Annotated in this window: 17 protein-coding genes and 1 tRNA gene; 12 read left to right on the forward strand and 6 right to left on the reverse strand. The window is 71.2% G+C overall.

The window, feature by feature from the left end; translation table 11 throughout:
* The first annotated feature begins 163 nt into the window (after positions 1 to 163).
* The gene (locus tag BLS99_RS23550) at positions 164 to 1,606 is read left to right on the forward strand and encodes an RICIN domain-containing protein (RefSeq protein WP_218126825.1); all 1,443 of its coding nucleotides are present in this window, start codon (positions 164 to 166) and stop codon (positions 1,604 to 1,606) included.
* 206 nt (positions 1,607 to 1,812) lie between these two features.
* On the opposite strand, the gene BLS99_RS23555 is transcribed toward BLS99_RS23550, so the two are convergent.
* A complete protein-coding gene (locus BLS99_RS23555; RefSeq protein ID WP_091054183.1) occupies positions 1,813 to 2,700 on the reverse strand; it encodes an AraC family transcriptional regulator in 888 nt (295 codons plus the stop codon).
* A gap of 56 nt (positions 2,701 to 2,756) precedes the next feature.
* On the opposite strand from BLS99_RS23555, the gene BLS99_RS23560 reads away from it, so the two are divergent.
* From BLS99_RS23560 to BLS99_RS23570, 3 genes are all read left to right on the forward strand, one after another.
* Positions 2,757 to 6,530, forward strand: coding sequence for a DUF5107 domain-containing protein (locus BLS99_RS23560; protein WP_091054184.1), 3,774 nt, complete (start codon positions 2,757 to 2,759; stop codon positions 6,528 to 6,530).
* A gap of 162 nt (positions 6,531 to 6,692) precedes the next feature.
* Complete coding sequence (locus BLS99_RS23565; RefSeq protein ID WP_176953505.1) at positions 6,693 to 9,209, forward strand: beta-galactosidase; 2,517 nt, start codon at positions 6,693 to 6,695, stop codon at positions 9,207 to 9,209.
* Positions 9,206 to 10,471: a cellulase-like family protein gene (locus tag BLS99_RS23570; protein ID WP_091054186.1), complete on the forward strand. Its 1,266-nt coding sequence runs from the start codon at positions 9,206 to 9,208 to the stop codon at positions 10,469 to 10,471. Before BLS99_RS23565 ends, BLS99_RS23570 begins: the two co-directional genes overlap by 4 nt.
* A 203-nt stretch (positions 10,472 to 10,674) precedes the next feature.
* On the opposite strand, the gene BLS99_RS23575 is transcribed toward BLS99_RS23570, so the two are convergent.
* From BLS99_RS23575 to BLS99_RS23585, 3 genes are all read right to left on the reverse strand, one after another.
* Positions 10,675 to 10,748 (reverse strand) — tRNA-Gly (locus BLS99_RS23575).
* A gap of 42 nt (positions 10,749 to 10,790) precedes the next feature.
* A complete protein-coding gene (locus tag BLS99_RS23580) occupies positions 10,791 to 11,399 on the reverse strand; it encodes an HAD family hydrolase (RefSeq protein WP_091054187.1) in 609 nt (202 codons plus the stop codon).
* A gap of 57 nt (positions 11,400 to 11,456) precedes the next feature.
* Positions 11,457 to 12,125 carry a ThuA domain-containing protein gene (locus tag BLS99_RS23585; protein WP_091054188.1) on the reverse strand — a complete coding sequence of 223 codons (669 nt, stop codon included), beginning with the start codon at positions 12,123 to 12,125 and terminating at the stop codon, positions 11,457 to 11,459.
* Positions 12,126 to 12,449: 324 nt separating this feature from the next.
* On the opposite strand from BLS99_RS23585, the gene tig reads away from it, so the two are divergent.
* The 5 genes from tig (at position 12,450) to clpX (ending at position 17,906) form a co-directional block, all read left to right on the forward strand.
* The gene (gene tig, locus BLS99_RS23590) at positions 12,450 to 13,838 is read left to right on the forward strand and encodes a trigger factor (RefSeq protein WP_091054189.1); all 1,389 of its coding nucleotides are present in this window, start codon (positions 12,450 to 12,452) and stop codon (positions 13,836 to 13,838) included.
* 187 nt (positions 13,839 to 14,025) lie between these two features.
* The gene (locus BLS99_RS23595; RefSeq protein WP_091054190.1) at positions 14,026 to 14,829 is read left to right on the forward strand and encodes a CPBP family intramembrane glutamic endopeptidase; all 804 of its coding nucleotides are present in this window, start codon (positions 14,026 to 14,028) and stop codon (positions 14,827 to 14,829) included.
* A gap of 165 nt (positions 14,830 to 14,994) precedes the next feature.
* On the forward strand, positions 14,995 to 15,645 hold the full coding sequence (locus tag BLS99_RS23600) for an ATP-dependent Clp protease proteolytic subunit (protein ID WP_091054191.1): 651 nt from the start codon (positions 14,995 to 14,997) through the stop codon (positions 15,643 to 15,645).
* Between the two features lie 19 nt (positions 15,646 to 15,664).
* Complete coding sequence (locus BLS99_RS23605) at positions 15,665 to 16,327, forward strand: ATP-dependent Clp protease proteolytic subunit (protein WP_091054192.1); 663 nt, start codon at positions 15,665 to 15,667, stop codon at positions 16,325 to 16,327.
* Positions 16,328 to 16,607: 280 nt separating this feature from the next.
* Positions 16,608 to 17,906, forward strand: a complete 1,299-nt coding sequence (gene clpX, locus BLS99_RS23610; protein ID WP_091054193.1) for an ATP-dependent Clp protease ATP-binding subunit ClpX — start codon at positions 16,608 to 16,610, stop codon at positions 17,904 to 17,906.
* Position 17,907: 1 nt separating this feature from the next.
* Here the strand turns inward: clpX and BLS99_RS23615 are convergent, their stop codons facing one another.
* On the reverse strand, positions 17,908 to 18,243 hold the full coding sequence (locus tag BLS99_RS23615) for a PLD nuclease N-terminal domain-containing protein (RefSeq protein ID WP_091054194.1): 336 nt from the start codon (positions 18,241 to 18,243) through the stop codon (positions 17,908 to 17,910).
* Positions 18,244 to 18,405: 162 nt separating this feature from the next.
* On the opposite strand from BLS99_RS23615, the gene BLS99_RS23620 reads away from it, so the two are divergent.
* The 3 genes from BLS99_RS23620 (at position 18,406) to BLS99_RS23630 (ending at position 21,105) form a co-directional block, all read left to right on the forward strand.
* Entirely contained in the window at positions 18,406 to 19,176 is a 771-nt protein-coding gene (locus tag BLS99_RS23620) for an electron transfer flavoprotein subunit beta/FixA family protein (RefSeq protein WP_091054195.1), read from the forward strand.
* Between the two features lie 26 nt (positions 19,177 to 19,202).
* Positions 19,203 to 20,132 (forward strand): electron transfer flavoprotein subunit alpha/FixB family protein, encoded by a 930-nt coding sequence (locus tag BLS99_RS23625; protein ID WP_091054196.1) that lies wholly within the window; start codon positions 19,203 to 19,205, stop codon positions 20,130 to 20,132.
* A 358-nt stretch (positions 20,133 to 20,490) separates the two neighbouring features.
* Positions 20,491 to 21,105 (forward strand): biotin transporter BioY, encoded by a 615-nt coding sequence (locus tag BLS99_RS23630; RefSeq protein ID WP_091054197.1) that lies wholly within the window; start codon positions 20,491 to 20,493, stop codon positions 21,103 to 21,105.
* Positions 21,106 to 21,158: 53 nt separating this feature from the next.
* Here the strand turns inward: BLS99_RS23630 and BLS99_RS23635 are convergent, their stop codons facing one another.
* The gene (locus BLS99_RS23635; RefSeq protein WP_091054198.1) at positions 21,159 to 22,070 is read right to left on the reverse strand and encodes a hypothetical protein; all 912 of its coding nucleotides are present in this window, start codon (positions 22,068 to 22,070) and stop codon (positions 21,159 to 21,161) included.

The following is a 22,070-nucleotide window of genomic DNA, read 5'->3' on the forward strand; positions in this document are numbered from 1 at the left end:
CCGTCCTGTGACCGGCGCGCGCCCGTCCCGCGACCCGCCCTTGCGCTGCCGCATCCCGGTTATGTAAATTGATGAAAGTAAATACTCACGACCTTCGATTCCCGGCATGGCGGGGGCCGTGAGCCCACTCCGGCACCACTCTCCGAGAAGGAGCGGCACTCCCATGACAGCTACCTCGGCGCGCCCGCGCCGACCCCTCCTGGCGCTCACCGTGCTCCTCGCCGCGGTCCTGGCCGCCACGTCCATCAGCCTCTGGCAGTCCTCCCGCGCCGACGCCTTCGAGGTCGGCACCTGGTACAACATCGAGTCCCGCCACTCCGGCCTGGTCCTCGGCATCCGCGCTGCCGCCACCGCCGACGGCGCCGAACTCGTCCACTGGGACTCCAACGGCTCCTACGACCAGCAGTTCCGCTTCGTCGACGCCGGCGGCGGCTACTACAAGATCCAGGCCCGCCACTCCGGCAAGGTCCTCGACGTCGAAGGCGGGTCCACCGCCGACGGCGCCAAGGTCCAGCAGTGGGGCGACGCCGGGAGCGCGGGCCAGCAGTGGCGCATCACCGAGAGCGGCGGCTACGCCACCTTCGTCAATCGCGCCTCCGGGAAGGCCCTCGATGTGTGGGAGTGGTCGACCACCAAGGGCGGCAGGATCTCCCAGTACACCGCCACCGGCGGCACCAACCAGCAGTGGGAACTGATCCCCGTCACCGGCACCGGCCGGCCCGCGAACGTCGACCGGCTCGAAGGCTTCGCGCAGGGCGTCACCGGCGGCCAGGGCGGCACCACCGTCACCGTCACCAACCAGGCCGACCTCGAGCGCTACGCCTCCGCCTCCGGCGCCTACACCGTGCGGGTCGCGGCCACGATCAACATCAGCCCCAAGGGCAAGGAGATCAGCGTCGGGTCGAACAAGACCATCATCGGCGTCGGCACCTCCGGGCAGATCGTCGGCGGCGGGTTCTTCCTCGGCACGGGCACCAACAACGTCATCATCCGCAACCTGACGATCCGCGACACGCTCATGTCCGACGACGACCCCGGCGACGACGCGTACGACTACGACGGCATCCAGATGGACACCGCCTCCAACGTGTGGATCGACCACAACCGCATCTACAACATGAACGACGGCCTCATCGACTCCCGCAAGGACACCACCAACCTCACCGTGTCCTGGAACGAGCTCGGCCCCGGCAACAAGTCGTTCGGCATCGGCTGGACCACCAACGTGACCTCGCGGATCACCATCCACCACAACTGGATCCACGGCACCAACAGCCGCAACCCCAGCACCGACAACGTCGCGCTGGCGCACCTGTACAACAACTACCTCCAGGACGTCTCCGGCTACGGCAACTACTCACGCGGCCAGACCAGGATGGTCATCGAGAACTCCTACTACGACGACGTGAACGACCCGTACTACCCCGACTCGGGCGCGCAGCTGCGCCAGAGCGGCAGCATCTGCGTCTCGTGCACCGGCGACCGCATCACCAGCGGCTCGGCGTTCACCCCCTCCCAGTACTACTCGTACACACTGGACTCGGCGAGCTCCCTGCCGACCCTGCTCGACACCTACGCCGGACCCCAGTCCTGGCTCGGCGTCTAGCCGGATGAGAACGCCCCCGGAGGCTTCGGTCTCCGGGGGCGGTGTCGTTGAGGGTGGAGTCGTTGAGGGTGGGGTCGTCGAGGGTGGGGTCGTCGGGCCCGGCCGGGCCTGGTGCGGGCACGACATCGGGTCCGGTTGCGGCCCTTCGGTAGTCGGCTCGGCCGGCGGATCGTTCGCTCCCCGCTCCAGGATTGCCGGTCCGATCCTCAGCCCACCGGGCCGCGCTCGCGGAACGCCGTCGGAGTGAGGGCGTGGTGCCTCGCGAACTGGCGCGAGAAGTACATCGGGTCGTCGTAGCCTGCCTCGCGGGCGACGGCCGCCACCGGCAGCGCCGTGCCGTCCAGCAGCTCTCGCGCCCGCGCCATCCGCAGCTGCACCTGGAACTTCAACGGCGACAGGCCCAGCCGCTCCCGGAACAGCGCGCTCAACTGCGAGGCGCTGAGCCCCACCATCGCGGCCAGCGCCGTCACCGAGGTCCGGCGCGGCGCGGTCTCCCGCAGGTGCTCCACCGCGCGCTCCAGCGGACTCAGGCTCGGGCCCGGCGCGCGCCGGCCGGTCGCTGCGACCTGCGCGAGCGCGTGCCACGCGGCACCGGTGGCGCGCATGAGGCCCGCGGTCGTCAGGCCCCCGTCCAAGGCGTCGATCACCTGCGAGACCAGGCTCGCTACCGGCGCGGGGTCGCGCAGGTGCGTGACAGGGCCGCCCGCCGCAGCGTGCGCGGCCCGCACCAGGTCCGCGGCGTCGGCGCCCGTGAAGTGGAACCACCACAGGGTCCACGGGTCGTCCTCCGCGGCGCCGTACACGTGCGCGCGGTCCGCCGGGAGCAGCACCGTGCCGCCTCGCGCCACCGCGGCCTCCTCGCCGCCGACCCGGCACCAGCCCGCGCCGTCGGTGCACACCAGCAGCACGTGCTCGCGGGCCCCCGTCGGGCGCGAGCGACGGTGCCCGGCCGCGCGCGGATAGCAGCCCGCGTCGGTCACCAGGAGCTTGCCCGCGACCGGGTGCCGCAGGGCCTTCGCCACGGTCGACCGCGGCACCACGAGCATCCGCTGCCCGGCGAAGCCGTCCCGGAGCCCGACCGTCGTTTCGTCCATACGACCCATTGAATCGGCCATGGACTGCGACGTCAAGGGCTACTACGGTCGGATCCATGTCCGCAGAAGAGTCGAGGATCGTCCTACCCGAGGCCCCCGCGGCCCTCGCCGGCCGGCCGGTGAAGGCGTGGCGCGAGGCGGTCGCGATCGACACGTACGCGCCCGCCGCGCCCGACCGCTACCCCGCCTACCTGGACCAGCGCGTCTACCAGGGCTCCTCGGGGGCGGTCTACCCGCTGCCGTTCATCGACGCCGTCGCCCGCGAGAAGGCCCCCCGGGACTGGGACGCGGTGCATCTGGAGAACGAGTACGTGCGCCTCATGGTGCTCCCCGAACTCGGCGGCCGAATCCACATCGGACTCGACAAGACCCGCGGCTACGACTTCTTCTACCGCAACGGCGTCATCAAGCCCGCCCTCGTCGGCCTCGCCGGGCCCTGGGTCTCCGGCGGCGTCGAGTTCAACTGGCCCCAGCACCACCGCCCCGCCACCCACCTGCCCGTCGAGGCCCGGATCGAGACCGAGCCCGACGGCGCGGTCACCGTCTGGTGCTCCGACCACGACCCGTTCGCGCGCATGCAGGGCATGCACGGCATCCGGCTGCGGCCCGGCAGCGCGCTGGTCGAACTCCGCGGGCACCTGGTGAACCGCACCGACGACGTGCAGACCTTCCTGTGGTGGGCCAACGTGGCCGCGAAGGCGGGGGAGGACTACCAGTCCTTCTTCCCCACCGATGTGCGCGTGGTCGCCGACCACGCCAAGCGCGCGACGACGACGTTCCCCGCGGCCGAGGGCCGCTACTACGGCGTCGACTACCCCGGCCGCCGCACGCCCGAGACCCCGGACGGCGACCGGCTCGACTGGTACCGCAACATCCCCGTGCCGACCTCGTACATGTGCCTGGGGACCGAGGACGACTTCTTCGGCGGCTACGACCACGGCGCCGGTGCTGGGTTCGTCCACTGGGCCGACCACCGCACCGCGCCCGGCAAGAAGCAGTGGACCTGGGGCAACGCCCCCTTCGGCTGGGCCTGGGACGACCACCTCACCGACGACGGCGGGCCCTATGTGGAGCTCATGGCCGGGGTCTTCACCGACAACCAACCCGACTTCGCCTTCCTGCGGCCCGGCGAGACCAAGACCTTCTCCCAGTACTGGTACCCGATCCAGGACACCGGCCCGGTCCACCAGGCCACATTGGACGCCGCGGTGCGGCTCGACGTGGAGGGCGCTCGGGTGCGGATCGCGGCGGCGGTGACCGCCCCGCGCGAGGGCGCGAGGGTCGTGCTCCGTGCGGGCGACCGGGTCCTGTACGACGCCGAGGTGGACCTGGCGCCGGGAGCGCCGCACCTCGCCGAGATCGAGCTCGACGGCGAAGCGCTGTCGGGGGCGTCCGGAGAGCGGCCGGGCGAAGCGGTCGAGGACCGGGCCGCAGCGGCGCCCGGAATCGACCCGACCGAGTTCGAGCTGGTCGTGGAGCACGGCGGCGAGATCCTGGTGTCGTGGCGGCCCAGACCGGTGCCTCTGGAGAGCGCCGCGGCGGACGCGGCGACCGAACCGCCCGCCCCCGGCGACATCGCATCGCTCGACGAGCTGTACCTCACCGGCCTCCACCTCGACCAGTACCGGCACGCCACCCGCTCGCCCGAGCCCTACTGGGAAGAGGCCCTGCGCCGCGACCCCGACGACGCCCGCTGCAACACCTCGCTGGCGGCCCGCCTCGCCCGCGCCGGGCGCCTCGCCGAAGCCGAGGCGCACCTGCGCACCGCCACCGCCCGCCTGACCCGCCGCAACCCCAACCCCCGCGACGGTGAGGCCCACTACCGACTCGGCCTCGTCCTCGCCCGCCAAGGCCGCGGTGCGGAAGCCAAGGAAGCCTTCGGGAAAGCGGCCTGGGACCGGACCTGGACCGACCCCGCCGAACTCGCCACCGCGCGCCTGGACCTGGCGACCGACACCGCTGCCGTGGACCAGGCTGCATCGGCGCTCACCGAACTGGTCGCCCGGAGTCCTCGCCATGCCCAGGCGCGCAACCTGCTCGCCGTGGCGATGCTCCGCAGAGGCGACCGGGCCGGTGCCGCGGCGATCGTCGCCGAGACCCTGCGCGACAACCCGCTCGACGCCTGGGCCCGCGACCTCGCCCAACGGACCGAGGCGGGGCCCGCCACTTCGCCTTCGGCCTTGCCCACCTCAGATCCGACCATCGCGCTCGATGTCGCCCTTGAATACCGGGCGATCCGGGAAGATGCGCTCGCGATCGAACTCCTTGAACTTGCGGCCACGCTCGCTCCGGCCGCCGGGCAGGTGAACGTCGCTCCGATCGCGTGGCTGCACCGCGCCGACCTCGAATTCGAGCGCGGTGACATCGAGGCCGCCGACCGGGCACTGCAACAGGTCCGCGAACTCGACCGCACCTGGTGCTTCCCCGCCGCCACCGAGGACGACGCCCTCGCGCGCCTGCGCGAGCGCCGCCCCGACGACCCGGTCGTCGCCGCGCTGGCCGGACACCGGCTCTACGCCGCTGGGCGCCGCACCGAAGCGGTCGCCGCCTGGGAGGTCGCCGCCCCCACCGGGGACCCGGTGGTCCTGCGGAACCTCGGGGTCGCCGCCCACAACGTCGCGGGCGACGCCGAGCGCGCCGCGCACTGGTACGAGCGCGCCCGCGCCGCGGCCCCCGACGACGCCAGGCTCCTGTACGAGGCCGACCAACTCGACGCCCGCCGCGGCGTCGACCCCGCCAAACGGCTTGCGGCCCTTCAAGACCGCCGCGATCTGGTCGAGCAGCGCGACGACTTCGCGGTCCAGCTCGCCGAACTCCTCACCGCATCGGGTCGCCCCGAGGAGGCCGTCGCAGTCCTCGCGAGCCGCGCCTTCCAGCCCTGGGAAGGCGGGGAAGGCACCGTGCTCGCGGCCTGGGAGGACGCCCACCTCGCCCTGGCCCGCCACCACCTCGGCACCGATCCGCAGCGGGCCCAGGGCACGGTGATCGGCAGTGCATCAGAGGCTGAGGGCGGCGGCGTCGCGACGATCGGCGACACGACTTCGGCCCTCGGTGTGGCGACCCTTGACGTGACCACGGCGGTCGACGCTCCGGTGGGCCATCGCGATGCAGCGACCGTGGTCGAATCTCAAGCAGGCGGTCGCAATGCGGCAACGGCGGTGACTCCCGCTGTGCGCCATGCGGAAGCGGCGCTGCACCCGCCTCGGAGCCTCGGAGAGGCCCGGCACCCGCTCGCGAACACCGCCGACCTGCACCTGGTCCTCGGCGACGCGCTGGCCGCCGCCGGCGACACCGAAGGCGCACGGGCGGCGTGGCGCACGGCCGCGGAGGCCGAGGGTGACTTCCAGTCGATGAGCGTTCAGGCGTACTCGGAGCACACCGCCGCATCGGTCACCGCGCTCCGGCGCCTCGGTGAGGCCGAAGCAGCCAGATCCCTCCGTGACGCGCTGGCCCGCTACATCGAGGAGCAGGCCGACACGAAGGCCACAGTGGACTACTTTGCGACCTCGCTCCCCGCGATGCTCCTGTTCACCGCCGATCTCCAGGCCCTCCACGACACCCGGGTCCTCGCCCTCCGCGCTCAGCTCGCGATCCTCGACGGCCGTGACGCGGAGGCCGCCGCGCTCGCCGCCGAAACGCTCGGCCGCGAGCCCCTCCACCCGGCCGCACGCGTCGCTGCGGCCGAGGCCGCGCAACGCCGCGGCGAGTCGATGCGTTCGGCACCGGGCATCGGCCTGTCCGAGGAGGTGCAAGACGGCGGCGAGCTGGTGCCTCCAACCGCGCGCATCGCCGCTCCCGAAGCCGAACCGCACCGGGGGCCGAGTGAATAGGGGACCCGCAGGTACGGGGCACGCTGGATCCGCTGATTCCGCTCAACGGGTCACCGGAGCGGCCCACAGGGAGGGATCGAGATGAGCGCTCGCGACATTCAGGTGCCTGCTCCACCGTCACCACGGCGCGGGCACCTGCCATTCGACGGCGGGGACATCGAGGTGACCAGCCGGTGGATCGAGCGCGGCGGCCGGCCCTGGATTCCGGTGACCGGCGAGATCCACTACTCGCGGCTGCCGCGTGAGCGCTGGAGCGAAGTGCTGGGACATGCCCGTGCGGGCGGGCTGGACTCGGTCGCCACCTACGTCTTCTGGGCCGCCCACGAGCCCGAGCCCGGACGCTTCGACTGGTCCGGGAACCTCGACCTGCGGGCCTTCATCGAACTCGCCGCCGCCCACGGCCTCGACGTCGTGGTGCGGCTCGGGCCCTGGGCGCACGGGGAGTACCGCAACGGCGGCTTCCCCGACTGGCTGCTCGCGCGGGACCTCGAACCCCGCACCAACGACCCCGCGTACCTGGCACTGGTGCGGACGCTCTACGGCGAGACGATCGCGCAGCTTCGCGGCCTCGCCCACGCCGAGGGCGGACCGATCATCGCCGCCCAGGTCGACAACGAGCTGTACGACCGGCCCGAGCACCTGGCCGCGCTTCGCGAGATCGCCGAGGAGCTGGGCCTGCGGGTGCCGGTCTGGACCGCCACCGGCTGGGGCGGCGCCCAAGTGCCCGAGTCGATCCTGCCCGTCTTCGGCGCCTACGCCGACGGGTTCTGGGAGGAGACCACCACCGAGTGGCCCGCGTTCGCACCCGTCCACTTCCGCTACAGCGCAGTCCGAGACGACGTCTCGGTCGGCGCCGACCTCCGCGAAGCCCTCGACGGCATCACCGAACTCCCGGCTGCCGAGCACGGAAACTCCGAGGAGCCAGGGGCCGCCTCCGCCCACGAAGTCCTCGACTCGGGCACGACCGCCCAGCGGACGGCGCCTGACAGCGCCACCGCTCCGGCCGCCTCCCGTAAGGAAGTCCCCTTTGTGACCTGCGAACTCGGGGGCGGCATGCACGTCGCGTACCACCGTCGGCCGCTGGTCACGCCGGACGACGTCGCGGCCGTCGCCCTCGCGAAGCTCGGCTCCGGGTCGGTCTGGCAGGGGTACTACATGTACGCGGGCGGCACCCAGCGCACCGGACCCCATGGGACCGAACAGGAGTCGCAGGCCACCGGCTACCCCAACGACGTACCGGCCCTGTCCTACGACTTCGGCGCCCCCATCGGCGAGCACGGCCAGATCCGGCCCCACCATCACCTACTGCGCCGCCAGCACCTGTGGCTCCGCGCCGACGGGCACCGGCTCGCCCGCATGGCCTCCCACGTGGGCGGCGGCAGCGACGACCCGGCCGAACTGCGCTGGGCCGTTCGTTCCGACGGCACGAGCGGCTACCTCTTCGCCACCACCTACCAACCGCCCAAGCGGCCCTTGGAACCCCAGGCCGGGGTCCAGTTCACCGTGCAGTTCGGCGATGGTCAGAGCGTCACCGCGCCGAGCAGCCCCGTGGACGTACCCGCAGGGACCTCATTCGTCTGGCCTCTTCGCTACCCCCTCACTCCTACGCTTGAACTCCGCACGGCCACCGCGCAGATCCTCACCCGGATTCCAGCGCCGGGCGCTGACTCGGACCTGAGCGTTACTCCAGACCCGGTCCGCCTCCCGGGATCGGCTTCGGCGCCGCATTCCCTGCCGGACCCGGGATCTGGCCGCGGCTTGGATGCCGGCCCTGAGTCCGAGCGCGGTGTCGACCTCGTGGTGCTCGCCGCCGTTCCCGGCGTTCCCGTCGAGCTCGTGTTGAGCGACGGGTCTTCTGTAGAACTGCCTTCACCTCCTGGTCCGGACTGCTTCATCGATCTCGATCTCGACCGCGATCTCGATCCTGACCGCGACCGCGACCGCGACCGCGACCTCGACCTTGACCTCGGCCGTGACCGCGACCGCGACCTTGACCTCGGCCGTGACCACGACCGCGACCGCGACCGCAACCTTGACCTCGGCCGTGACCACGTGCGCCTGCTCGTGCTCGACGAACTGAGCGCGAACCGGCTCTACCGCCTCGAACTCGCCGGGTGCGACCGGCTCGTTCTCGCAGATGTGCCCGTGTACGCCGAGGGCGGTCGCCTCGTCGCACGGATGGACACCCCCGAAGCCGACGTGTCAGTGCTCATCGGCGGTCGCTGGCGGACTTGGACCCTCACCGAACCCGATGCCGGCCCCACCGAACTCGCCGCGGACCTGCTGCCCGAGCACGGCCTTGCTCCCGCGCCCCGCTTCGGCGGGCCGATGGGCCGGCTCAGTGCACCCGACGACTACTCAGGCGCCGCCGTGGTCGACGTCGCGCTGCCCGTGTCCGGGGCCGACCGGACGCTGCTGCGCGTCGAGTGGACCGGAGATGCGGGGCGCGCGTACGACGGGGACCGGCTCATCGGCGACCACTTCTGGCACGGCCGCCCATGGGACCTCGATGTGACCTCCCTCCGCTCAGTACGACTCGAACTCCTGCCGTGGCGCCGCGCCACCGGGGTGTGGGTCGATCCGGAAGTGCGGCGAATAGAGGACGGGATAGCAGTGCAACGTGTGACAGCGATCGGGGTCAAAGAGACCCGACTCACCATTGAGGAGGATTCGCGATGACCGCGATCCCTGACCACCTGCCCGAACGCCTCGCGATGACGCTCTGGGACTTCTCCTGGTACGTGCGCACCGGCCCCGGCGAACCCTTCGAAGACCTCGACGCCGCGTTCGCGAAGGCCGTGGACCTCGGCTACAACGCGGTGCGCATCTGCGCGATGCCGTTCCTGCTCTTCCGGTCCGGCATCGACACCAGCGCGCTCCGCCTCGAACCGCTCGGCGGCGAGTACGGCTCCCGCGTCCGCTGGTACGACGTGCGGGAGCCCACCGTCATCGACGCGAAGGCCCACCTGCTCGACTTCTTCCGCGCCGCCGACCGCCACGGCGTCGCGGTGATCTCCTCCTCCTGGGAGTACCAGCAGAGCCCGGCCTTCGCCGACGACCCCGCCTGGTACGAGGCCCTGCACGCCGTCGACCCCGAGGACCGCCTCACCGTCCTCGGCGAGGCCCAGGCCGACCTCGTGGACTTCCTCGCCGAACACGGACTCGCCCATGTGATCGCGTGCGTCGAACCCCACAACGAGGTCCAGATCGGACACCTGACGGCCGGGCTCCCCGGGGTCGAGGACGCCGTGGTCGAGCTCCAGGACCGCCTCGAAGCGGGGATCGCCGCGTTCCAGGCCCGCCACCCCCAGGTCCTGTGCGCCCCCAACTACGGCGGCGTCCCTCTCGCGTCCCTCAGGGGCCTGCCGCGCAACGCGACCGCGCTGGCGTTCCACCCGTACGTCTACGGGGTCCTCGACGACCTCGTGGACGGGTTCGGGCTGCGCCGCGACGCCGCCGCCTTCCCGCAGGACGCCGCCGACGCCGCACTCCTGCGCGAGGACGCGCCCCGGATCCCCGAGTGGGCGCTGCCCGAGGCGAACGCGTGGAAGCTCAAGGCGTCGATCATGCAGCCCGCCGAGATCTACGTCCACGACTGGTGCGACCCCGAGAAGTTCGACCGCTGGCTGTACGACCACTACGGCGCCCACCGGATCGCGATGGCGAACCGCCTCCGCGACTGGATCGACGCCGCCGCCGACCACGCGAAGCGCCTCGGCGTGCCGGTCTACTTCGGGGAGGGCTGGGTCGGCTACACGCCCCGCGACGCCCGCTTCGAGGAGGGCCCGGTCGGCGCGCAATTGTGCCGCGACGCGGTCGCGCACTCCGCCCGGGTCGGCGCCTGGGGCACCATCGTGTGCTCCAACGCCGCCCCGCAGCACGCCATGTGGAACGACGAAGCGCTGCAACGCGAGTGCAACGCCGCCTTCCTCGATCGCTAGCGGAACGCCCCGGGCCGTTCCTCACAATGCGGGGGGCGGTGCGGGAGTGTGCCGTCTGACCCGTAGTGGAGCCGGTGCTGCGAGATCTCCGGGCACGGGGAAAATCGGGACGGGCAGTGCGAAAGGCGCGAGTCCGGAACAGGCGCGAGTCCGGAACAGCGGAAATGCCCGCTCGCAGAGCGGGCATTCAAGTGGGGGAGTACTGGAGCGGGTGACGGGAATCGAACCCGCGCAATCAGTTTGGAAGACTGAGACTCTACCATTGAGCTACACCCGCGCGTCCGCATGAGCGGATCGGGAGCAAGTGTAGCGCATGCCCTCACTCCGCGCGGAGGACCGCCCGGAGCGGTGCGGCGCCGGTGAACGTGTGCGAGCGCCATCCGCGCGCCGCCGCCCGGGCCGTGTTCGCGGCGCTGTCGTCCACCAGCAGCAGGTCCCGCGGTTCGGCCCCGAACGCCGCCGCCAGGCCCTGTTCCACCTGCTCATAGGCCGCGTCGTCGGGCTTGCGGGCCTTGAGCCGGCACGCGAAGAAGCGGTGCCGGAACCACTGCGCGGCCTCGGGGAACCGGGCGCCGAACGCGTCGGCGAACAGCGGCCCGTTGTTGGAGAACACCGCGAGCACCGCGCCCGCGTTCGCGAAGCAGTCCAGGACGTCCCGGTCGAGGGTGAACGCCGAGGTCCACAGGCCCATCAGCTCGTCCGCGCTCCCGTCGAACCCGGTCAGCGCCGCGACCTCGTCGCGGATCTCGCCGGCGGTCAGCTCGCCCGCCTCGCAGCGGGTCTCGAACCCGGAGGCGAACAGCCGCGCGTGCAGCTCCGCTTCGGGAAGCCCGGTGCGGGCCGCCAGCAGCTCCAGGCGCCGGCCGGGGTCGAAGGCGAACAGGACCGAGCCGATGTCGGCTACCAGGACGCGGACGGGATCGCTCATGGGGCCACCTGCCGGGAGGACGAGAGGAACGCTCGCGGCCAGTCTACGTGGCCCAGATCACCTGGCGGGCAGGACGCTCCGCAGGCCGCCCGCGAGGTGGCCCAGGAAGTCCTCGTCCTCGTACGCGCCCGCGTCGTGCCCGAGCGCGGTGTAGAAGCACTGCCCGGCCTCCAGCCGCCGGTGCCACGCGAGCGGGTGCGGCGCGCCCATCGCCAGCTCGCCCGCCTCGTACGTGGTCTCGTCGGCCTCCAGCAGGACCTCGACGTGCTGGGGGCGCTCGTCGAAGCTGTACCACTCGTCGGTCCACGCCCACCGCTTCGGCAGGTGCGCCGTCGCCGGGTGGTCGGCCACCACGACGTCGACCTCGCCGGGCGTGCACCCGGGCGGGTGGCCGATGAACCGGGCGCCCACGAGCTCCGTGAAGAACGGCCACGACGGCTCGGCGGTCGCGGCGCCGTGGACCCCGGCCCAGCCGCCGCCCCCGGTCACGTAGTCCGCGAGCGCGGCCCGCTCCAGCTCGCCGAGCACGTCCCCGGAGGGCGAGAGCCACACGACGGCTGCGAAGCGGGCGAGCTCGACCGGGTCGTGGACGGCGGCGTCCTCGGTGTGCTCGACCTCGGCGCCCAGGTCAGCGGCGATGCGCCGCACCGCCTCGACGCCGGCGGGGATGGAGTCGTGCCGGAATCCGGTCGTCTTGGTGAAGACCAGCAGTGTCTGAGCGGCCACAGCGTTTACTCCGGTTCGGGGTGAGGCGTCGCGCGGCGGCGCCGGTGGGAGGGCCGACGGGTGCGGGTCGGGTCGACGCCTCGGGAGAACGATCGCACGGCGTAGTCTAGGTGATCTCGGCTACCACCGGTCGCACCGGCCGCGTCCCAGCTCAACAGTGACGCGTCGCGATATCGCCCACACCCGGCGGGGCGGTGGCCCCCCGGCGGCCTAGACTCGATCGGAGCGGGGGTTCGCGCTGCGCTGTCGGCGACCCACCGGTCCGGATCAGGCATCCGGCCGACGCGAAAGCAATTGAGCGAAATCTGATCGAGGAGTACGTCTGTGAAGAGCACTGTCGAGACCCTGAGCCCGACCAGGGTGCGGCTGTCGGTCGAGGTGCCGTTCGAAGAGCTGGCGCCGTACATCAACGAGGCGTACAAGACGGTCGGGCAGCAGATCCGCGTCCCCGGCTTCCGCCCCGGCAAGGCCCCCCGCCAGGTGATCGACCAGCGCATCGGCAAGGACTCCGTCTACGCGCAGGCCATGGACCCGGCCGTGCAGGCGAACCTCACCAAGGCCGTCACCGAGAACGAGGTGAACGCGCTGGGCCGCCCCGAGCTGACCGAGGTCAAGCCGATCGAGGACGGCAAGCCGTTCGAGTTCATCGTCGAGACCGACGTGACCCCGGCCTTCGAGCTCCCCGACTTCTCGTCGCTCAAGGTGACCGTCGAGGCCGGCGACGTCTCCGAGGAGGACGTGGACGCGGACATCGAGTCCCAGCGCCTGCGCTTCTCGTCCCTGAAGACCGTCGAGCGCGCCGCCGCCGAGGGCGACTTCGTGCAGATCGACCTGCGCGCCACCCAGAACGGCGAAGAGGTCGAGGGCGGCTCCGTCACCGGCATGAGCCACGAGGTCGGCTCCGGCAACCTCCTCGACGGCCTGGACGAGGCCCTGGTGGGCATGTCCGCGGGCGACGAGAAGACCATCGAGTCGACCCTCGCCGGCGAGCAGGAGGGCGAGAACGCCCAGGTCGAGGTCAAGGTCACCCAGGTCAAGGAGCGCGAGCTCCCCGACCTCGACGACGACTTCGCCGAGATGGCCAGCCCGTTCGACACCCTCGAGGAGCTGCGCGGCGCGACCCGCGAGCGCCTGGAGACCGCGGGCAAGACCGCGAAGGCCAACGAGGCCCGCGCCAAGACCCTCGAGGCCCTGCTCGAGGCCGTCGAGCTGCCGCTGCCGGAGAAGACCGTCACCGACGAGGTCGACCACACTCGCGGCCACATGCAGGAGCAGGTCCAGCAGATCGCGGGCGGCTTCGAGGAGTACCTCCAGATGGTCGGCAAGTCCGCCGAGGAGTTCGACGCGGAGCTGCGCGACGACGTCGAGTCGAACCTGCGCCAGTCGATCGTCCTGGGCCAGATCGCCCGCGACCGCGAGCTGGAGGTCTCCGGCGAGCTCATGACCGCCGAGGTCGTGCGCCAGGCCCAGCAGCGCGGCGTCCCGCAGGACCAGTTCCAGCGCTTCGTGGACGAGCTGCGCACCAACGGCGGCCTCCAGCAGATCGCCGCCTCGCTGCGCCAGCAGCTGGCCCTCGAAGAGGTCGTCAAGGAGGCGTCGGTCGTCGACGCCGCCGGCAACGAGCTGACCGAAGAGGACCTGTTCCCGGGCCGCCAGAAGGCCGGCGAGACCGACGCGGTCGACACCGAGGACGAGGACAAGACCGAGGAGTAAGCCTCCCACCGGTTTTCCGAGGGGCCCGACGCATATCGCGTCGGGCCCTTTGTCGTTGCGGCGGAGCGGATCCCGCCCGCGCCAAGTGCACCGCGGATGCGCGCGGAAGCACCTCCGCACCCGCCGCGTCCAGGGGCGTCAGCGCCGTGTCAGGGCCGTGTCAGCGCGGTCGCCGAGCATTCTCCCCATGAACGACCTCCACACCGCGGACGCCGCGACCACCGCTCGGCCGAAGGGCCTCGTAGCGAAACTGCTCGCCGACAAGCACTCGATCCCCCTGTCCATCGCCCTCCACCTCGTCCCCGGCGCCCTCATCGTCGCCGCCTACGCGTGGATCGGCGCGCCCATCAGCCGGGCCGCCGGCCTCCCGATCTTCGCGGCCTGGGCCATCGGCCTCATGGTCGTGCTCTTCCCGCTCTGGTTCGGCCTGTTCTGGCTCGGCAAGCGGCAGACCGGCCGCTACACGATGCGCGGCGGCGTCGTCCGCTACCGCGACAAGCCGTTCTCCCGCGGGAAGATCGCCCTCATCGGCATCGGGTTCCTCATCTACATGACCGTCGTGTCGCTCTCGCTCGCGCCGCTCGACGCCTGGACCTACGACCACTTCTTCACCTGGGTGACCTTCGAGGGCTCCGGCAGCTCCGGCACCACCTACCTCGACGCCTACTCCAAGGAGGCCGTCCTCACCACCCTGCTCATCTTCGGCCCGTTCACCGGGTTCCTCCTGCCGCTCATCGAGGAGTACTACTTCCGCGGCTTCCTGCTGCCGCGCCTCCCGCAGCTCGGCCGCTGGGCGCCCCTGTTCAACACGGCCCTGTTCTCGATCTACCACTTCTGGGCGATCTGGACGGTCCCCTCGAAGATCCTGTTCCTGCTCCCGGGCGTCTGGTTCGTCTGGGGCAAGCACGACATCCGCGCCACCATCTGGATGCACCCCGGCTCGGCGCTGCTGATGACCGTCGTCGGCGCCACCGCCTACGCGCTCGGCTGAGACCCGCCGCGCCAAGCGGCGCCCCCGGACCCCCGGGGGCGCCGCTCCGCTGCGAGCGAACACGGAGCCCAGGCGCGTCCGATCGTCGCCGGGACGGGCTAAGGTCTGGATTGGCAGCCGCAACGCTGAGCCCATATCGCCGAGACAGAATGAAGGTGCAAAGACATGGAGCATTCGATTCCATTCTCCTCGCAGCTGGAGAAGGACGTCGTCAACGCGGTGGCCCGACGCGGCGGCGGTGACGCCTCCTCGGTCGGCCTCGACAGCATGGTCTTCGACCGGCTGCTCAAGGAGCACATCCTGTTCCTGGGCTCCGACGTCAACTCGGAGATCGCCAACCGCCTCTGCGCCCAGCTGCTCCTGCTCGAGGCCGAGGACGACCAGCGCGACATCAAGCTCTACATCAACTCGCCCGGCGGCTCGGTGTACGACGGCATGGCCATCTACGACACCATGCAGTTCATCAAGAACGACGTGCAGACCGTCGGCATGGGCATGGCCGCCTCCATGGGCCAGCTGCTCCTGTGCGCCGGCACCGCGGGCAAGCGCTACGCGCTCCCGCACGCGCGCATCATGATGCACCAGCCCTCCGGCGGCATCGGCGGCACCGCCTCCGACGTCGCCATCCTCGCCGAGCAGATGCTCTACACCAAGCAGATGTTCCAGGAGCGCGTCGCCGAGCACACCGGCCGCACGATCGAGGAGATCGAGCGCGACTCCGACCGCGACCGCTGGTTCACCGCCGCCGAGGCGAAGGACTACGGCTTCATCGACCACGTGGTCAAGCGGGTGGCCGACGTCCCCGCCGGAAACTAGGAACCAGGAGGCGAACCCGATGATGGACATCCACGCCCAGGCCGGGGGCTTCGACCCGCGCGCCCGCTACATCGTCCCGTCGTTCACCGAGAAGACCTCGTACGGGATCAAGGAGATGAACCCGTACAACAAGATGTTCGAGGACCGGATCATCTTCCTCGGGTCCCCCGTGGACGACACCTCGGCCAACGACATCATGAGCCAGCTGATCGTCCTCGAGGGCAACGACCCCGACCGGGACATCATCATGTACATCAACTCGCCCGGCGGCTCGCTCACCGCGCTCATGGCCATCTACGACACCATGCAGTACGTGCGCCCGGACATCCAGACCGTGTGCATGGGCCAGGCCGCCTCGGCCGCCGCCGTGCTCCTCGCCGCCGGGACCCCCGGCAAGCGCACCGCGCTGCCGAACTCCCGCGTGATCATCCACCAGCCCGCCACCGAAGGCACCTTCGGCCAGGCGTCCGACATGGAGATCCAGGCCCGCGAGATCATGCGCATGCGCGACCAGCTGGAGAAGATCCTCGCCCGCCACACCGGTCAGGACGTCACGAAGGTCCGCCGCGACATCGAGCGCGACAAGATCTTCACCGCCGACGAGGCCGTCGCCTACGGCCTGGTCGACAACGTCCTCACCTACCGCAAGAAGAACGCCCTGCCGGCCGAAGCGGCCGCGTAGGACGCCCCGCGCGAGCGCGGCGGCCGCCCGGCCGCCGCGCTCCCCGCACACCCGAATCCTCCGTCGATCGCCCCCGAACGTCGCCCGTCCGCGATACCGTGGCGCTGGCACCGGCGCCGCCCGGAACCGGACCCGGCATCACGGTCTGCGACCGCCCCTGGCGCAGTGGCCGCAAATGCGAAATACTGGATCGAGACACCGGTTCGTCCTGAATCAACGGAGCAAGCACGCACGCTCGGCGGCCCTGGATCGCACGCCGCCGAGGGAGGGAGTTACCGCGATGGCCCCACGCCTGGGTGACAGCGAGATCTTGAAGTGCTCGTTCTGCTCGAAGTCGCAGCGGCAGGTCCGGAAGCTCATCGCCGGCCCGAACAACGTGTACATCTGCGACGAGTGCATCGACCTCTGCAACGAGATCATCGAAGAGGAGTTCGCCGAGGACGCCGAGGTGGCCTGGGAGGACCTGCCCAAGCCCAAGGAGGTCGTGGAGTTCCTCGACCAGTGGGTGATCGGCCAGGACAACGCCAAGCGCGCGCTGGCGGTCGCGGTCTACAACCACTACAAGCGGGTGCAGCTCGACGAGCTCGGCTCGATCCGCGGCGGCGACCACGTCGAGCTCCAGAAGTCGAACATCCTCATGGTCGGGCCCACCGGCTCGGGCAAGACCCACCTCGCGCAGACGCTCGCCCGGATGCTCGACGTCCCGTTCGCGATCGCGGACGCCACGGCCCTCACCGAGGCCGGCTACGTCGGCGACGACGTGGAGAACATCCTCCTCAAGCTCATCCAGGCCGCCGACTTCGACGTCAAGCGGGCCGAGACCGGCATCATCTACATCGACGAGATCGACAAGGCCGGGCGGAAGGCCGACAACCCCTCGATCACCCGCGACGTCTCCGGCGAGGGCGTGCAGCAGGCGCTCCTGAAGATCCTCGAAGGCACCGTGTCGTCGGTGCCCCCGCAGGGCGGGCGCAAGCACCCGCACCAGGAGCACATCCAGATCGACACCACGAACATCCTCTTCATCTGCGGCGGCGCGTTCGCCGGGATCGAGGAGATCATCAAGGGCCGCATCGGCAAGCGCACCGTGGGCTTCACCGCTCCGCTGCACGCCGAGGACGCCGAAGGGGACGCGATCGTCTCCCAGGTCATGCCCGACGACCTGCTCAAGTACGGGCTCATCCCCGAGATGGTCGGGCGCCTGCCGATCCTCACCACCGTCGACCACCTCGACAAGGCCGCGCTCCTGCGCATCCTGACCGAGCCGCGGAACGCCCTGGTGAAGCAGTACCAGCGCCTCCTCGAACTCGACGGCGTCGAGCTGGAGTTCGCCCCGGACGCCCTGGAGCCGATCGTGGAGTCCGCGCTGCTGCGCGGCACCGGCGCGCGGGGGCTGCGGGCGATCATGGAAGAGGTCCTCCAGCCCGTCATGTACGAGATCCCCTCGCGGGCCGACGAGGTCGCGAAGGTGGAGATCACCGCCGACGTGGTGCGCCGCAACGTGAATCCGACGCTCGTGCCGCGCACGAAGTCGACCCCGCGGCGCCCGGTGCGGATGCGCCGCGAGAAGTCGGCCTGAACTAGTCCTCTTTGTTCTCGTCGCGCAGGCGGCGGTCGATGTCCCGCAGGAAGTCGGGGTCGTCGTCCGGCGCCACGGGGCCCCTGGGGTCCCGCGGGCCGCCGGTGCTCCCGGTGCGGCCCGTCCCCGGCTGCGGCCGCGGCGGGCGGGCCCGGCCGATCGAGAACCACAGGATCCCGCCGACCACCGGCACGAGCAGGATGATGGCGACCCACCAACCGCGCGTGAGCTTCCGGGGCAGGTGCTCGCCTCCGAGGCAGTCGGCGAGCGCCGCGATGACCAGCGCCAGGTGCGCCAGGAACAGGAAGACGAACACGCGGATCATGTCGTCAATCATGCCTGCCCGGCGCCTTCGGGACAACAACGGCTCGGGGTGTTGCGCCCTCCGTGGTGTTACTCGTTGGTAACTTCATAGGATATAGTCGGCCCCAGGCTCAGGGACCGTCCAAGGCCCTTTACTGTGTCGCCAAGTCGCCAAGAACGACCTCGGAGGTTGTCTATGAACATCGTGGTTCTGGTCAAGCAGGTCCCCGACTCGGGGCTCGCGAGACAACTGGACGCCCAGTTGCGGGTGGACCGCAACGGCGCCAACAACGTCATGGGCGAGCTCGACGAATACGCCGTCGAAGCCGCGCTCCAGCTCAAGGAGGCGCACGGCGGCGAGGTCACCGTCCTCACGCTCGGGCCCGGCCAGGCCACCGAGACCGTGCGCAAGACCCTCGCCATGGGCGCCGACAAGGCCGTCCACGTCGAGGACGACGCCGTCGGCGGCTCCGACGCCCTCACCACCTCCGCGATCCTCGCCGCCGCACTCGGCCGCCTGGAGTGGGACCTCGTCATCGCCGGCGCCGAGTCCACCGACTCGAACATGGGCGTCATGCCGCAGCTCCTGGCCGCCCGCACCGGCGCCCCGGCCCTGACCGGCGCCCGCAAGATCGACACCGACGGGACCTCGGTCACCGTGGAGCACCAGCGCACCAACGGGTACGACGTGCTCACCGCGGACCTGCCCGCGATCGTCTCGGTCTGGGACACCATCAACACTCCGCGCTACCCGTCGCTCAAGGGCATCATGGCCGCCAAGCGCAAGCCGGTCGAGACGCTGACCCTCGCCGACCTGGGCGTCGAGGCCGCCGGCCCGGGCGCCGCCTGGAACGAGGTCGTGGACGCGGCCGCGCGCCCTGAGCGCACCGCCGGCCAGATCGTCACCGACGAGGGGCAGGGCGGGTCCGCCCTCGCCGGGTTCCTCGCCGCCGAGAAGTTCATCTGAGCCGCTGAAAGGACTGTGAGACCGTCATGACCGACATCCTCGTGTACGTACCGAACTCCGGCAAGCACGCCGCCGAAGTCCTCACCCTCGCGCGCGCTCTGGGCGACGTCTCCGCGATCGCCTTCGACGACGCCGCCGCCGCGCTCGCGGGCGAGTACGGCGCCGCCAAGGTCTACCGGGTCGAGGCCCCCGGGGTGGACGACTACTTCGTCGACCCGAAGGCCGCCGTGCTCATCGACCTGGCCCGCAGCGCGAACCCGGGCTTCTTCCTGCTCCCGAGCACCGACGAGGGCAAGGCCCTCGCCGCGCGCGTGGCCGTGGCGCTCGACAACGGGCTCATGACCGACGTGTCGGGCCTGGACGCGGACGGGACCGCCACCCAGGACGCCTTCGCGGGCGCCACCGTGGTGAAGTCCAAGTCCACCAAGGGGTTCACGCTCGCGACGGTGAAGTCCGGCGCGACCGAGCCGGCCCCGGCGCCGGGTTCGCCCGCGACCGAGACCGTGAACGCGACCGTCGATTCGGCGGACCAGCGCGTCAAGGTCGCCCAGCGGGTCGACGAGCCCGCCGGCGACCGCCCGGCCCTGTCCGAGGCGCGCATCGTCGTCTCCGGCGGGCGCGGCGTGGGCTCGGCCGAGGACTTCGCGCTCATCGAGAAGGTGGCGGACGCCCTCGGCGGCGCGGTCGGCGCCTCGCGCGCCGCGACCGACTCCGGCTACTACCCGCACAAGTTCCAGGTCGGCCAGACCGGGACGACCGTGAGCCCGCAGCTCTACGTGGCGGCGGGCATCTCCGGCGCGATCCAGCACCGCGCGGGCATGCAGACCTCGCGCGTCATCGTGGCCGTCAACAAGGACGCCGACGCCCCGATCTTCGGCATGGCCGACTTCGGCGTGGTCGGCGACCTCTTCCAGGTGCTCCCGCAGGCCCTCGAGGAGATCGAGAAGCGGAAGTAGGCAGCAGCGACCGGCGCGGCCGGGTCCCGCCGTCGGCGGGACCCGGCCGCGCGGGCGTTGAGGGCGGTGAAATGCGAGGGTGGGTCGCGTGCGGCGTCGCCCCCAGATTCAAAGGTGCCCGAGGGGTGTGACGATCGGCCTGGGTTCGCGTTGCGCGCGAGGGGTTCTCGGGTTCGCGGTCGCCCCCGGTTCAAAGGTGCCCGGTGGGTGTGACATGTCGGCTCGCCGGCGGGCCGTGGGGCGAGTCGAGGGTGTCTCGGGAGCCGGTGGGCCGTCACTCGTTCGTAACAGTCGTGGGTTAGGCTTCCCGGAGCCTCTCGTTATATAGAACCTACAGATGATGTTGGAGGAATCCGCAATGGTCGCCTCAGCCGCCTCGATTGCAGCACCACGCGTTCTCGCCGACCTCCTGCCGGCCTCGACCCGGGCCGCCGCGATCGCTCGCGACGCCGTGCTCGTCCTCGCCGGTGCGGGCGCCGTGGGCGCCTCCGCGCAGGTCGCGTTCACGATCCCGCAGATCAGCCCGGTCCCGTTCGTGCTCACCACGTTCACCGTGCTCCTCGTCGGCGCCGCCTTCGGCCCCCTGCGCGCGGGCCTGACCCTCGCGCTCTACCTCGCCGCCGGCGCCGCGGGCGTCCCGTGGTTCACCGAGGGCACGTCCGGGTACGCGATGCCGACCTTCGGCTACATCATCGGCTTCCTCGTCGCCGCGGTCGCGGTCGGCTTCCTCGCCGAGCGCGGCGGCGACCGGACCGTCCTGAAGACCGTGGGGCTCATGGTCGTCGGCAACGTCGTCATGTACGCCTTCGGCGTCCCCTACCTCGCCGTCGCCCTCGACATGAGCGCCGCCCAGGCCCTCGACGCGGGCATGGTCCCCTTCCTCGCCGGCGACTTCGTCAAGCTCGTCTTCGCCGCGCTGCTGCTCCCCGGCACCTGGTGGGCCGTGAACAAGTTCCGGAACCAGGAGGACTAGACCGAGACGAGAAGGGCGCCTCCGGTTCTCCGGAGGCGCCCTTCCCGCTTCGTCTACGAGATCTCCCAGCCGATCCCCAGCGCACCCGGCCGCGGCACCGGCTCCGCCAGCGCCACCGTGCGGTTCGGGCCCAGCTGGAGGTCGCCGGTCTCGCGCTTCTCGCGCTGGAGGCTCGACTGCGCGAAGCGGTACACCCGCCTCGGCACCGCGTCCGAGGAGAACCGCACCTGGAGCGAGTACTGGTCCACCGGGTACCGGAACGCGTTCCCGTGCCCGCTGGAGATCCCGCCGTTGCCCTGCACCACGATCTCGAACAGGTGCGTCGCGCCCTTCGGCAGCGGCGTGTCGAACACGATCTCCGCCAGCGCCACCGGGGCGTCGTCGTGGCGCAGGACGTTCGGCACCGTGCAGTCGCGGACCGGCTTGAACTCGATGTCGTCGATGTCGCAGCCGGTGTCCCCGCGGTAGAGCAGGATGTAGCGGTCCACGTCGTCGCGCCTCGCGCGCACCAGCATCGACAGCTCGAACAGGGACTCCTGCCACTGCGAGTCCACGTGCACGACCACCTGCTGGCTCAGGATGTCCAGGGTGTGCTCGCGCGAGGCCGGCACCTGGTCGCACAGCTCGCGGACCGCGTCGCCGCCGAGGACCGCGTCGGGGCGGGGGAGCTGGCCGCGGATCGAGCGGGGGCCGCGGGCCCGCTTGGGGCCCAGGAGGACCCGCAGGGACCCGGCCGGGAGCTCCAGGAGGTCTTCGAGGGCGGTGACGGCCGCGAGCGACTCGGCCCGCTCGGGGCGGGACCGCCCGGACTGCCAGTAGCTCAGGCTCGTGGTCGACACCGTGATGCCGCGCATCGAGAGGCGGTGGCGGATGCGGTCGAGGCCGAGGCCGCTGGTCTGGATGGCGACGCGCAGCGCGGTGTGGAACGGCCCTGTGCGGAGCGCTTCGGCGAGCTCGGGCGTCAT

The organism is Glycomyces sambucus, assembly GCF_900102815.1.
GTDB classification, from domain to species: domain Bacteria; phylum Actinomycetota; class Actinomycetes; order Mycobacteriales; family Micromonosporaceae; genus Glycomyces; species Glycomyces sambucus.